This is a genomic window from Mycobacterium sp. URHB0044 (assembly GCF_000620625.1).
Taxonomy (GTDB): domain Bacteria; phylum Actinomycetota; class Actinomycetes; order Mycobacteriales; family Mycobacteriaceae; genus Mycobacterium.
Genome location: NZ_KK211157.1, coordinates 56,274 through 68,651, shown reverse-complemented (window position 1 = coordinate 68,651; position 12,378 = coordinate 56,274). Strand labels below are relative to the sequence as shown.

General features: G+C 68.3%; 14 protein-coding genes. 12 read left to right on the top strand and 2 right to left on the bottom strand.

Annotated elements, in window-relative coordinates; genetic code table 11:
• Window positions 1-10 precede the first annotated feature (10 nt).
• From N536_RS0136185 to N536_RS0136160, 7 genes are all read left to right on the top strand, one after another.
• Window positions 11-856, top strand: coding sequence for a sugar phosphate isomerase/epimerase (locus N536_RS0136185; protein ID WP_029118070.1), 846 nt, complete (start codon window positions 11-13; stop codon window positions 854-856).
• A 6-nt stretch (window positions 857-862) separates the two neighbouring features.
• Window positions 863-1,708, top strand: a complete 846-nt coding sequence (locus tag N536_RS0136180) for a thioesterase family protein (RefSeq protein ID WP_029118069.1) — start codon at window positions 863-865, stop codon at window positions 1,706-1,708.
• 50 nt (window positions 1,709-1,758) lie between these two features.
• On the top strand, window positions 1,759-2,631 hold the full coding sequence (gene proC / locus N536_RS0136175) for a pyrroline-5-carboxylate reductase (protein ID WP_029118068.1): 873 nt from the start codon (window positions 1,759-1,761) through the stop codon (window positions 2,629-2,631).
• 139 nt (window positions 2,632-2,770) lie between these two features.
• Window positions 2,771-3,034, top strand: coding sequence for a helix-turn-helix domain-containing protein (locus N536_RS41135; protein ID WP_029118067.1), 264 nt, complete (start codon window positions 2,771-2,773; stop codon window positions 3,032-3,034).
• Between the two features lie 102 nt (window positions 3,035-3,136).
• Window positions 3,137-3,238 (top strand): 30S ribosomal protein bS22, encoded by a 102-nt coding sequence (locus N536_RS41965; RefSeq protein WP_003402602.1) that lies wholly within the window; start codon window positions 3,137-3,139, stop codon window positions 3,236-3,238.
• A 29-nt stretch (window positions 3,239-3,267) separates the two neighbouring features.
• The gene (locus N536_RS0136165; RefSeq protein WP_029118066.1) at window positions 3,268-4,377 is read left to right on the top strand and encodes an SDR family oxidoreductase; all 1,110 of its coding nucleotides are present in this window, start codon (window positions 3,268-3,270) and stop codon (window positions 4,375-4,377) included.
• A 35-nt stretch (window positions 4,378-4,412) separates the two neighbouring features.
• Window positions 4,413-5,480 (top strand): lysophospholipid acyltransferase family protein, encoded by a 1,068-nt coding sequence (locus N536_RS0136160; protein ID WP_029118065.1) that lies wholly within the window; start codon window positions 4,413-4,415, stop codon window positions 5,478-5,480.
• A gap of 13 nt (window positions 5,481-5,493) precedes the next feature.
• Here the strand turns inward: N536_RS0136160 and N536_RS0136155 are convergent, their stop codons facing one another.
• Window positions 5,494-6,036, bottom strand: a complete 543-nt coding sequence (locus N536_RS0136155; RefSeq protein ID WP_029118064.1) for a MaoC family dehydratase N-terminal domain-containing protein — start codon at window positions 6,034-6,036, stop codon at window positions 5,494-5,496.
• Between the two features lie 63 nt (window positions 6,037-6,099).
• Window positions 6,100-6,927 (bottom strand): HAD family phosphatase, encoded by an 828-nt coding sequence (locus N536_RS0136150; RefSeq protein WP_231514743.1) that lies wholly within the window; start codon window positions 6,925-6,927, stop codon window positions 6,100-6,102.
• 81 nt (window positions 6,928-7,008) lie between these two features.
• Here N536_RS0136150 and N536_RS0136145 point away from each other — a divergent pair, with 81 nt between their 5' ends.
• From N536_RS0136145 to hemB, 5 genes are read left to right on the top strand one after another with little or no spacing between them, the layout of a single operon-like run.
• The gene (locus N536_RS0136145) at window positions 7,009-7,266 is read left to right on the top strand and encodes a glutaredoxin family protein (protein ID WP_029118062.1); all 258 of its coding nucleotides are present in this window, start codon (window positions 7,009-7,011) and stop codon (window positions 7,264-7,266) included.
• Window positions 7,267-7,325: 59 nt separating this feature from the next.
• Window positions 7,326-8,708, top strand: coding sequence for a glutamyl-tRNA reductase (locus tag N536_RS0136140; protein ID WP_029118061.1), 1,383 nt, complete (start codon window positions 7,326-7,328; stop codon window positions 8,706-8,708).
• Between the two features lie 15 nt (window positions 8,709-8,723).
• Complete coding sequence (gene hemC / locus N536_RS0136135) at window positions 8,724-9,680, top strand: hydroxymethylbilane synthase (RefSeq protein ID WP_036438935.1); 957 nt, start codon at window positions 8,724-8,726, stop codon at window positions 9,678-9,680.
• Entirely contained in the window at window positions 9,677-11,329 is a 1,653-nt protein-coding gene (locus tag N536_RS0136130; protein WP_029118059.1) for a bifunctional uroporphyrinogen-III C-methyltransferase/uroporphyrinogen-III synthase, read from the top strand. Before hemC ends, N536_RS0136130 begins: the two co-directional genes overlap by 4 nt.
• Before the next feature lie 10 nt (window positions 11,330-11,339).
• Entirely contained in the window at window positions 11,340-12,320 is a 981-nt protein-coding gene (gene hemB / locus N536_RS0136125; RefSeq protein WP_029118058.1) for a porphobilinogen synthase, read from the top strand.
• The last annotated feature ends 58 nt before the right edge of the window (window positions 12,321-12,378 follow it).

Here is a 12,378-nt window from a genome sequence, read left to right as displayed (position 1 = left end):
ATCGACACCAGTGCGCCCTGCCATCAAGGTCGGCCTGTCCACGGCCTCGGTCTATCCGCTGCGAACCGAGGCGGCCTTCGAGTACGCCGCGCGGCTGGGCTATGACGGCGTCGAACTCATGGTGTGGGCCGAGTCGGTCAGTCAGGACATAGATTCCATTGCTGCCATCTCCGCTCGCTACGGCGTCCCGGTGTTGTCGGTCCACGCACCCTGCCTGCTGATCTCGCAGCGTGTCTGGGGCGCCAACCCGATCGCCAAGCTTGAGCGCAGCGTGCGCGCCGCCGAACAGCTCGGCGCCCAGACGGTGGTGGTGCACCCGCCGTTTCGGTGGCAGCGCCGCTACGCCGAGGGCTTCTCAGAACAGGTCGCCGAACTCGAGGCGGGCAGCGACGTCATGGTCGCGGTGGAGAACATGTTCCCGTTCCGGGCCGACCGGTTCTTCGGGACGGGTGTGCCGTCCATCGAGCGGATGCGCAAGCGCGGCGGTACGCCCGGTGTGGCGATCTCGGCGTTCGCGCCCTCCTACGATCCGCTCGACGGCGAGCATGCGCACTACACGCTCGACCTGTCGCATTCGGCCACCGCGGGCACCGACGCCATCGACATGGCGCAGCGAATGGGCGACGGGTTGGTGCACCTGCATCTCTGCGACGGCAGCGGGGCGGCCACCGACGAGCATCTGGTGCCCGGCCGCGGCACCCAACCGGCGGTGGAGATCTGCCAGATGCTGGCCGCGGGAGGCTTCGCAGGCCACGTGATCCTGGAGGTCACCACGTCGCGTGCCCGCAACGCTGCCGAGCGCGAGGAGCTTCTCACGGAGTCGCTGGAGTTCGCACGAGCCCACCTGTTGAGATAGGTACCCATGAACGACTCCACCCGGTTCGCCGACGCGATGACGCTCACCGAGGTCTCGTCCGACGAAGACTCGAACGTGTGCTCCACCTTTGAGGGAGTCCTCAACGCGCACTGGACGATTGGGCCGAAGGTGCATGGCGGCGCGATGCTGGCGTTGTGCGCGAACGCGGCCCGGATTGCTTTCGGCGAGGACGCGCATAGCGCCGTGCAGCCGGTCGCGGTGTCGGGCAGCTTCCTGTGGGCACCCGACCCGGGACCGCTGCGGGTGGTGACCACGATCCGCAAGCGGGGCCGACGGGTCAGCCTGATCGACGTGGAGCTCAACCAGGGCGACCGCACCGCCGTGCGCGCCGTGATGACCATGGCCGAACCCGAGCACGACGTCGCGCCGCTGTTGTCCATGAATCCGGTGGTGCCGCTGATGACCCCGGATCCGCCGCCGGGACTGGAACCGATCGGCCCGGGGCATCCGATGGCCGACATCGTGCACCTGGCGCACGGGTGCGACATCCGTCCGTCGCTCACGACGCTGGCGCCGCGCGCCGACGGCGGGCCACCCGTGATCGAGTACTGGGTGCGGCCCAAGGAGGGGCCGACCGACGTACTCTTCGCGCTCCTGTGCGGCGACGTGTCGGCGCCGGTGACCTTCGGGGTCAACCGCCTCGGCTGGGCGCCCACCGTTCAGCTGACGGCCTATCTGCGTGCGTTTCCCGCGGACGGCTGGCTGCGGGTGATGTGCACGACGACGCAGATCGGTCAGGACTGGTTCGACGAGGATCACGTCGTCGTGGATTGCGAGGGCCGGATCATCGTGCAGTCGCGGCAACTCGCCATGGTGCCGCCCAAGCAGTAGCCGCAGGCGTCGAATGACGGCGGCTGCCGGGCACGTGGGATGCTTCATCCGTGGCCAGAATCGCGATCATCGGGGGCGGAAACATCGGGGAGGCGCTGCTGTCGGGGCTGCTGCGCGCCGGACGGCAGACCAAGGATTTGGTGGTCGCCGAGAAGGATCCCGCACGCGCCAAGACCTTGGCCGACAAGTATTCGGTGCAGGTGACCTCGGTCGGCGACGCCGCTGAGAACGCCAGCTTCGTCATCGTCGCCGTCAAGCCCTCCGACGTCGAGTCGGTGGTCGGAGAGGTCGCGGAGGCGGTGGCACAGGCCGACGACGAGAGCGCCGAGCAGGTCTTCGTCACGGTGGCCGCGGGCGTCACCACGGCGTACTACGAGTCCAGGTTGCCCGCGGGGGCGCCCGTCGTCCGGGTGATGCCGAACGCGCCGATGGTGGTCGGCGGCGGGGTCAGCGCCGTCGCCGGAGGCAGCTTCGCCACCCCCGAGCAGATCAAGAGCGTGGTGGCGATCTTCGACGCCGTCGGTGGCGTGTTGACGGTGACCGAATCCCAGCTCGACGCCGTCACCGCCGTGTCGGGTTCGGGTCCCGCCTACTTCTTCCTGATGGCCGAGGCACTCGTCGACGCGGCCGTGGCCGAGGGGTTGTCCCGTCCGGTGGCGACCGAGCTGGTGTCCCAAACCATGGCGGGTTCGGCGGCGATGTTGCTGGAGGCCCTCGACCGTCGGCAGCCGGCGGGGGACGCAGCAATGGGTGCCGGGATCGACACCACCGCCGCTGCGCTGCGCGCCACCGTGACCTCACCCGGCGGCACCACCGCCGCTGGGCTGCGCGAACTCGAGCGCGGCGGCCTGCGCGCGGCGGTTGCCAACGCCGTCCATGCCGCGAAAACCCGCTCTGAGCAGCTAGGAATTACATCAGAGTAGTTCGGGAATTTCTGACCGAATAGCCCACACCCGTCGCAATAACCCCATTGGCCACGCTATTCTCCTGGGGGTATGCACGCGTTGGTGCCAGCGGTGGGGAAGCCGTTGGAACTGGCCGGGCCTGATTGATTGGGTTGCGATGACGTCTATGAACGGGCCATCGGCACGGGATTCGTCTGGCGGAAAGTCGGCACGCGATGCCGCAGCCGGCGATGGTCAACCGCCAAGAGCTCAATTCCTCACGGTCGCCGAAGTGGCGAGTTTGATGAGGGTAAGCAAGATGACGGTGTACCGATTGGTTCACAACGGCGAACTGCCGGCTGTCCGGGTCGGTCGGTCGTTCCGCGTGCACGCCAAGGCGGTGCACGACCTGCTGGAGACGTCGTACTTCGACGCGGGTTAGGCCCTGCGCGCACGGAGGCGTTTTCATTCCACGGAGGCTGGCCGGGTAAGGTAACCGGGTCGTGGCCATCGTGGTCTCGGATGTGGCTAGGTAGTGGAGTTCATGGGTTCAGTCATCAAGAAGCGACGCAAGCGCATGTCTAAGAAGAAGCACCGCAAGCTGCTTCGTCGCACGCGGGTGCAACGCAGAAAACTTGGCAAGTAGCCTTCGCCTCCAGCCGATAGGCTGACCGGATGGATGCCACGGGTCGGCCGCCGCAAGGCGCGAATTCCGGCGGAGGATCTGACTCCGCGGACACCGTGCACTACCCCAAGGTCGTCTTGGTCACTGGTGCATGTCGGTTCCTCGGCGGCTACCTGGTCGCCCGGCTCGCCCAGAATCCACTGATCAACCACGTCATCGCCGTGGATGCCATCGCGCCGAGCAAGGACCTGCTGCGTCGAATGGGACGCGCCGAGTTCGTCAGGGCCGACATCCGCAATCCGTTCATCGCCAAGGTGATCCGCAACGGTGACGTCGACACCGTGGTGCACGCGGCGGCGGCTTCCTACGCGCCGCGCTCCGGTGGGCGCGCGGCGCTCAAGGAGCAGAACGTGATGGGCGCGATTCAGCTCTTCGCGGCATGCCAGAAGGCTCCGTCGGTGCGCCGGGTGGTGCTCAAGTCCACCTCCGAGGTGTACGGCTCGAGTGCACGCGACCCGGTGATGTTCACCGAGGACGGCAGCGCGCGTCGACCTCCGGGGGAGGGCTTCGCCCGCGACAGCATCGACATCGAGGGTTACGCGCGCGGGCTGGGCAGGCGACGGTCGGACATAGCGGTCACGATTCTGCGGCTGGCCAACATGATCGGTCCGGCGATGGACACCGCCCTGTCGAGATATCTGGCGGGTCCGGTGGTGCCGACGGTGCTCGGGCACGACGCGCGTCTGCAGCTCCTGCACGAACAGGACGCCCTGGGCGCGCTGGAGCGGGCGACCATGGCGGGCCGGGCCGGCACCTTCAACATCGGCGCGTCCGGGATCATCATGATGTCGCAGGCGATCCGCCGATCGGGCCGGATTCCGCTGCCGGCACCGAGGTTCGCGCTGGCCGCCTTGGATTCGCTGAGCCGAGCAACTCGCTACAGTGAACTCGACCGTGAGCAGTTGAACTACGTGAGTTACGGCCGGGTCATGGACACCGCGCGGATGCGTAACGACCTAGGCTATAACCCGAAGTGGACGACCGCGGAGGCTTTCGACGATTACGTCCGTGGTCGCGGATTGACGCCGATCGTCAACCCGGAATGGGTACGCTCTGTGGAATATCGCGCCGTGGCGGCGGCGCAGCGGTGGGGACATTAAGCAATACCTTGGTTGGGTGGGGAGAAGGTAACGAAGTGCCGGGCGATTCAAAAGCGAAAGTCATTCCGCTGCACTCGAATCCGGGCCGATCGTCGGCTCAGCGACGGGCAGCCGTGCGGGCCGAGAGTGCCCGTCGACATCCGTCGCTACTAGTCGATCCCGGAACCCGTGCGTCGGCCGAGCAAATGGCCGCGGTGGTCCACGAGATCGACGAGCGTCGCAGTTCGGTGTCGGGCTCGCAGGCGGGCAACGACGGTCCCAACGAGTTGGCGCAACGCATCGCCGCGGTCGCCGAATTCGTCCGCAAACGGATGTCGGGTGACTACACCGTCGACGAGTTCGGCTTCGACCCACACCTCAACAGCGCAATCTTTCTTCCTTTGCTGAGAGTGTTCTTCAAGTCCTGGTTCCGGGTCGAGGTGAGCGGCATCGAGAACCTGCCGGAGACCGGTGCGGCGCTCATCGTGGCCAACCACGCGGGCGTGCTGCCGTTCGACGGATTGATGGCGTCGGTGGCCGTGCACGACGAACATCCCGCCCATCGTGATCTGCGGCTGCTGGCCGCCGACATGGTCTTCGACTTCCCGATGATCGGTCAGGCTGCCCGCAAGGCCGGGCACACCATGGCCTGCGCGGCCGACGCTCACCGGCTGCTGGTCGCAGGCGAGCTGACCGCCGTGTTCCCCGAGGGCTACAAGGGTCTTGGCAAGCCGTTCCGCGACCGCTACAAGCTGCAACGGTTCGGCCGCGGCGGATTCGTCGCGGCGGCTCTGCAGGCCAAGGCGCCGATCGTGCCGTGCTCGATCGTCGGGTCGGAGGAGATCTACCCGATGATCGCCGACGTCAAGGTGCTCGCCAGACTGTTCGGTCTGCCGTACTTCCCGGTGACGCCGCTGTTCCCGCTTGCGGGCGCGGCCGGGCTGATCCCGATGCCGTCCAAGTGGCACATCCAGTTCGGCGAGCCCATCCCGACCGACGACTACGACGAGTCGGCGGCCGACGATCCAATGGTCACCTTCGAGCTGACCGATCAGGTCCGCGAGACCATCCAGCAGACGCTGTACCAGTTGCTCGCCAACCGCAGAAACGCCTTCTTGGGCTAGCGGGCGGCCGGGCTTACTCGCCCTTGGTTCGGCTTTGCCCAGCAATCATCTTCTGCAGGGCCGCATCTCGCGCCGACGCGATCTGCGCGGTGATTTCATCCGCCTCGTCGGGATGCGACGCCTCGCCGAGAATTGTCACGACGCTGGTGAGCACCGGGTTGCCCTCGTCGTCCGTCACCTCGCCGCGAACCTCGGTGAGAATGGCGCCGTGCGACTCGATCACCGAGTCCAGGTACGAGTCGAACCACAGCTTGTCGCCGGCGACGATCGGGCGGTGGAACACCAGCTTCTGGTCGCGGTGCAGGACGCGTTCCATGTCGACGGGGACGTCGAACTGGTTGAAGATCTCGGCCTGCACCCGGCGTCCGGCCACCGCGACGAACGTCAATGAGGCGATCAGCGTGTCGTAACCGCACTCGGCGGCCGCATCCTCGGAGTAGTGGGCGGGATGATCGTCCTTCACCGCGCGCGCGAACTCGCGAACCTTCTCGCGGTCGACTTCGAAGTAGTCCGGATACCGAAAGTGGGTCCCGATGATGTCTGCGGCGATGCTCATGGTCGGATGTACTTCCCGCTCGGCGTTTCCGGTGGTTCGGCGGCTGAGACTATCAGCGTTCGCTCAGTGTCCGCTCTGACGGCGGGACACCACGGCGGCCAGCGCGCCGCCCAGCGCACCGAGGGCCAGCGCCGACGGTACCCCGACGCGGGCGGCCTTCCGCGCCGTGCGGAAGTCGCGGATTTCCCAGCCGCGCTCCCGGGCAAGGTCACGCAGTGCGGCATCGGGATTGATGGCCACGGCCGTGCCGACCAGCGACAACATCGGAACGTCGTTGAAGCTGTCCGAGTAGGCGGTGCAGCGCCGGAGGTTGAGGCCTTCCCGAATGGCCAGCGACCGAACGGCGTGCGCCTTGCCTGCGCCGTGCAGGATTTCACCGACCAGGCGGCCGGTGAACACCCCGTCGACCGATTCGGCGACGGTGCCGAGCGCGCCGGTCAGCCCGAGCTTCGTGGCGATGGTGGCAGCCAGCTCGTAGGGCGTCGCGGTGACGAGCCAGACCTGTTGGCCCGCATCGAGGTGCATCTGGGCCAGCGCGCGTGTGCCTGACCAGATCTTGTCGGCGATGATCTCGTCGTAGATCTCCTCGCCGAGCGCAGCGAGTTCGGCGGTGGGCCTGCCCTCGATGAAGGCCAGCGCCTTGCGCCTGCCCGCCGCGACGTCGTCGCTGTTCTCCTTGCCGGTGAGCTGAAACTTGGCCTGCGCGTAGCCGAACCGGGCGAGATCGCCGTAGGTGAAGTACTTCCTGGCGGCGAGGCCACGGGCGAAGTGCACCAGCGAGGAGCCCTGCACGAGCGTGTTGTCGACGTCGAAGAACGCGGCCGCCGTCAGGTCGGGCGGGGGCGGCGGGGGCGGGGTCGACGCCTCGGCGAGTACCCCGTGTTCGTCGATGAGGACCTCGGAACCCCCCTGGGCTGCGATGTCACCGGACTCGGGCACGGTTCAACATTAGGTCACGGGATAATCGTGAGCGTGACGCATCAAGTCGTACTGCTGACCCGCGCCGGGTGCAGTCTGTGCGAGCGGGCCCGCGACCGATTGGCCGGGCTGGCCGAGGAGTTGGGCTTCGACTTCGCGGCCACCGACGTGGATGCCGCGGCGGCGGCCGGAGATCCGGGGCTGCGGGCCGAATACGGCGACCGGCTGCCGGTGGTGCTGCTCGACGGACGCGAGCACAGCTACTGGGAGATCGACGAGCCGCGGCTGCGGGCCGATCTCGCTGCCGGGTGACTCGTGAATTTGGCTGAGGGGCTGCTCAGCAGCTACCTTTGTGACGTGGTGACGAGGCCATGAGCGTTCTATTATTCGGGGTTTCGCACCGCAGTGCCCCGGTGTCCGTGCTGGAGCAGTTGAGCACCGACGAGTCCGATCAAGCGAAGATCGTGGACCAGCTTTTGCAGTCATCGCTGGTGACCGAGGCGATGGTGCTGTCCACCTGCAACCGGGTCGAGATCTACGCCGTGGTCGAGGCGTTCCACGGCGGCCTTTCGGTGATCGGGCAGGTACTTGCCGAACATTCCGGCATGTCGCTGGGCGACCTCACCAAGTACGCCTACGTGCGCTACGCCGAAGCCGCCGTCGAGCACCTGTTCTCGGTGGCGAGCGGCCTGGACTCCGCCGTGATCGGTGAGCAGCAGGTGCTCGGCCAGGTACGCCGCGCCTACGCCACTGCCGAGTCGAACCAGACGGTCGGACGCACGCTGCACGAACTGGCCCAACGCGCGCTGTCCGTGGGCAAGCGCGTGCACTCGGAGACCGGTATCGACGCGGCAGGCGCCTCCGTGGTGTCCGTCGCGCTGGACATGGCCGAGAAGAATCTTGGCGGACTGGCCGGCCGCAACGCCGCCGTCGTCGGTGCGGGCGCCATGGGCGCGCTCGCGGCCGCGCATCTCGTGCGGGCGGGCATCGGCCGGGTCCACGTGGTGAACCGCTCGTTGCCGCGCGCCGAGCGGCTGGTCCAGAACCTGCGTGACCAGGGCGTCGACGCCGACGCCTTCCCGTTCGACCACCTCCCGCCGGTACTCACCGACGCCGACGTGGTCGTCTCGTGCACCGGCGCGGTGCGCCCGGTGGTGTCGCTGGCCGACGTCCACCGCGGCTTGGCCTACGGCCAGCAGCGCAAGCAACTGGTGATCTGCGACCTCGGCATGCCCCGCGACGTCGACCCGGCGGTGGCCGGGTTGCCTGGCGTCTACGTCGTCGACATGGACCGCATTCAGCGGGAGCCGACGGCCCGTGCCGCCGCATCCGATGCCGAGGCCGCCCGTGCGATCGTTGCTGCCGAGGTTGCCAACTACCTTGCCGGACAGCGCATGGCGGAGGTCACCCCGACCGTGACGGCGCTGCGCCAGCGGGCCGCCGACGTCGTCGAGGCCGAGCTGCTGCGCCTGGACAACCGGCTGCCGGGGCTGGACTCCGCGCACCGTGACGAGGTCGCCCGCACCGTTCGTCGGGTGGTCGACAAGCTTCTGCATGCCCCGACGGTGCGGGTGAAGCAACTCGCCAGCGCACCGGGCGGGGACAGTTACGCCGAGGCCCTTCGCGAGCTGTTCGAGCTCGACCCGCAAGCCGTCGATGCCGTTGCCGCTGGCGAATTGCCCTTGCCGGTAAGCGATTTCGTCACAGGCGATGCCATCTTGGGATCCCGGCCCGACTTGGACAAAACCGAGTAACACTTGGCCACGACCATGCGCGAGACGGCCATCCGGATCGGCACCAGGGGAAGCCTCTTGGCGACCACCCAGGCCGGTGTCATCCGCGACGCGTTGATCGCCAAGGGGCATCCCGCCGAACTCGTCATCATCTCCACCGAGGGTGACCGGTCCAGTGCGCCCATCGCCGACATCGGTGTGGGGGTGTTCACCGCCGCGCTGCGCGAGGCCATCGACGACGGCCGCGTCGACATGGCCGTGCACTCCTACAAGGATTTGCCGACCGCGCCCGACGACCGGTTCGTCATCGCGGCGATTCCCCAGCGCGAAGACCCAAGGGACGCCTTGGTGGCGCGCGACGGGATGGTGCTTGGGGAGTTGCCGTCGGGTTCGGTGATCGGCACCTCGAGCCCGCGCAGGGCCGCGCAGCTTAGAGCACTGGGTCTGGGTTTGGAAATTCGCCCCCTACGAGGCAACCTAGACACCAGGTTGAACAGGGTAAGTAGCGGTGATCTCGACGGCGTCGTCGTCGCCCGAGCGGGGTTGGCCCGTATCGGACGGCTCGGCGATGTCACCGAGAGCCTCGAGCCAGTGCAGATGTTGCCGGCACCGGCTCAGGGGGCGCTCGCGGTGGAATGTCGCGCGGGTGACTCTGGGCTCGCCGCGCTGCTGGGGGAGATGGACGACCCCGACACGCGTGCCGCGGTCACTGCCGAGCGGACCCTGCTCGCCGAACTGGAGGCGGGTTGCTCCGCGCCTGTGGGTGCGATCGCGGAAGTGGTCGAATCCATCGACGAGGAGGGTCACGTCTTCTTGGAACTGTCGCTGCGCGGCTGCGTGGCGGCGTTGGACGGATCCGACGTGATCCGGGCGTCCGGTATCGGGACACCCGATCGGGCACGGGAGCTGGGGCTCTCCGTGGCCGCGGAGTTGTTCGAACTGGGGGCGCGGGATGTGTTGGTGCAGCGGACTGAAAGCGGGAGTGAAGGATGACGACCCGAGGGCGTAAGCACAAGCCCGGCCGCATCACGTTCGTGGGTTCCGGGCCTGGCGATCTTGGGCTTTTGACGACCCGCGCACGCACGGTGCTGGCCAACGCGGCATTGGTATTCACCGATCCCGACGTACCGGAGGCGGTGCTGGCCATCGTCGGCACCGAGCTGCCTCCGCCGTCGGGACCGGCAGAAGCGGCCAAGGCTTCCGACGACGCAGCGGGCGCGGACACGCCAGAGGCGACGCCCGCCTTCCCGAATGGAGTCGACGTGCGGCCCGCACTCGGCGATCCGGTCGAAGTCGCCAAGGTTCTGGTCAACGAGGCCCGCAACGGCGCGGACGTGGTCCGCCTGGTGGCCGGTGACCCGCTGTCGGTGGACGCCGTCACCACCGAGGTGAACGCGGTGTCGCGCACCCAGACTCACTTCGAGATCGTGCCGGGGCTGCCCGCGACGACGGCGGTGCCGACGTACGCAGGGCTGCCGCTCGGCTCGTCGCACACCGTGGCCGACGTGCGCGGCGACGTCGACTGGGCCGCGCTGGCCGCGGCCCCTGGACCGCTGATCCTGCACGCGACCGCGACGCATCTGCCCGATGCCGCCCGCACGCTCATCGAGTACGGATTGACCGACAGCACGCCGTGTGTGGTCACTGCCAACGGAACCACTTGCCAGCAGCGGTCGGTGGAGACCACGCTGGCCGGCCTGCTCGACAAGGCGACGCTGGCCGGCGCGGAGCCGGCGGGCCCGCTGGCCGGGCCTCTGGTCGTCACGATCGGCAAGACCGTGACCAACCGGGCGAAGCTGAACTGGTGGGAGAGCCGGGCGCTGTACGGCTGGACCGTGCTGGTGCCGCGCACCAAGGACCAGGCAGGCGAGATGAGCGACAAGCTGGTGTCGCATGGCGCCCTGCCCATCGAGGTGCCGACCATCGCCGTCGAGCCGCCCCGCAGCCCGGCGCAGATGGAGCGTGCCGTCAAGGGATTGGTCGACGGCCGGTTCCAGTGGGTGGTGTTCACCTCCACCAACGCCGTGCGCGCGGTGTGGGAGAAGTTCAACGAGTTCGGCCTCGACGCGCGTGCCTTCTCGGGTGTGCGCATCGCGTGCGTCGGTCAGGCCACTGCCGACCGGGTCCGGGCATTCGGCATCAATCCCGAACTGGTGCCCATCGGCGAGCAGAGCTCGCTGGGCCTGCTGGACGAATTCCCGCCCTACGACGACATCTTCGATCCCGTCAACCGAGTTCTGTTGCCGCGGGCCGACATTGCCACCGAGACGCTGGCAGAGGGGCTGCGCGAGCGCGGCTGGGAGATCGAGGACGTCACGGCCTACCGGACGGTGCGCGCCGCGCCGCCTCCCGCGCAGACCCGCGAGATGATCAAGACCGGTGGATTCGACGCGGTCTGCTTCACCTCGAGCTCGACGGTGCGCAACCTGGTCGGCATCGCGGGCAAGCCGCACGCACGGACCATCGTCGCGTGCATCGGGCCCAAGACCGCCGAGACCGCTGCTGAGTTCGGGCTGCGCGTCGACGTGCAGCCGGAGACCGCTGCGGTGGGTCCGCTGGTCGAGGCGCTCGCCGAGCACGCCGCCCGGCTGCGTGCCGAGGGTGCCCTGCCGCCGCCGCGCAAGAAGAGCCGTCGCCGCTAGAGTCACAGTCGTGGCCTTTCCCAGACAGCGGCCCCGCCGACTGCGCTCCACTCCGGCCCTGCGGCGGCTGGTAGCCCAAACGTCCTTGGAGCCAAGGCATTTGGTGCTGCCGATGTTCGTCGCCGACGGCATCGACGAGCCGCGGCCCATCGCGTCGATGCCCGGCGTGGTGCAGCACACCCGTGAATCGCTGCGCAAGGCGGCCGCCGAGGCCGTCGCCGCGGGCGTCGGCGGGCTCATGCTGTTCGGGGTGCCGCGCGACGAGGACAAGGACGCCAGCGGATCCGTCGGGGTTGCCGAGGACGGCATCCTCAACGTGGCACTGCGCGACCTGGCCGCCGACCTCGGTGACGCCACCGTGCTCATGGCCGACACGTGCCTCGACGAATTCACCGACCACGGACACTGCGGCATCATCGACGCGTCCGGCCGCGTCGACAACGACGCCACCAACGCCCGGTATGTCGAATTGGCCGTGGCGCAAGCGGATTCGGGTGTCCGCGTGGTGGGCCCGAGCGGAATGATGGACGGGCAGGTGGCCGCCATCCGGGACGGCTTGGACGCCGCGGGCCATGCCGACGTGCTGATCCTGGCCTACGCCGCGAAGTTCGCATCGGGCTTCTACGGCCCCTTCCGCGAAGCGGTGTCGTCCAGCCTGCAGGGTGACCGGCGCACGTACCAGCAGGAAGCGGGCAACGCCCGCGAGGCGGTGCACGAGATCGAGTTGGACATCGACGAGGGCGCCGACATCATCATGGTCAAGCCCGCGATGAGCTATCTCGACATCGTGCGCGCTGCGGCCGACGTGTCGCCCGTGCCGGTCGCCGCCTACCAGGTCTCCGGGGAGTACTCGATGATCTGCGCCGCCGCGGCGAACGGCTGGATCGACCTGCGCACCGTCGCACTGGAGACGCTGACCGGGATCCGGCGCGCGGGCGCCGACATCGTGCTGACGTACTGGGCGGCCGACGTCGCCGCCTGGCTGGCGTGAGGCCGGAGCCGCCCGGCCGGCGACATCCAACCGAGCCGCCCGGCGGGCGGCATCCCAC

What these genes read in the sequence shown, in the direction of transcription:
- N536_RS0136155 (WP_029118064.1), bottom strand. Translation starts at nt 6,036, where the DNA reads ATGAGCATCGCCGCAGACATCATCGGGACCCACTTTCGGTATCCGGAC.
- N536_RS41135 (WP_029118067.1), top strand. Translation starts at nt 2,771, where the DNA reads ATGACGTCTATGAACGGGCCATCGGCACGGGATTCGTCTGGCGGAAAG.
- N536_RS0136130 (WP_029118059.1), top strand. Translation starts at nt 9,677, where the DNA reads ATGACGACCCGAGGGCGTAAGCACAAGCCCGGCCGCATCACGTTCGTG.
- N536_RS0136165 (WP_029118066.1), top strand. Translation starts at nt 3,268, where the DNA reads ATGGATGCCACGGGTCGGCCGCCGCAAGGCGCGAATTCCGGCGGAGGA.
- hemC (WP_036438935.1), top strand. Translation starts at nt 8,724, where the DNA reads ATGCGCGAGACGGCCATCCGGATCGGCACCAGGGGAAGCCTCTTGGCG.
- N536_RS41965 (WP_003402602.1), top strand. Translation starts at nt 3,137, where the DNA reads ATGGGTTCAGTCATCAAGAAGCGACGCAAGCGCATGTCTAAGAAGAAG.
- N536_RS0136140 (WP_029118061.1), top strand. Translation starts at nt 7,326, where the DNA reads ATGAGCGTTCTATTATTCGGGGTTTCGCACCGCAGTGCCCCGGTGTCC.
- N536_RS0136180 (WP_029118069.1), top strand. Translation starts at nt 863, where the DNA reads ATGAACGACTCCACCCGGTTCGCCGACGCGATGACGCTCACCGAGGTC.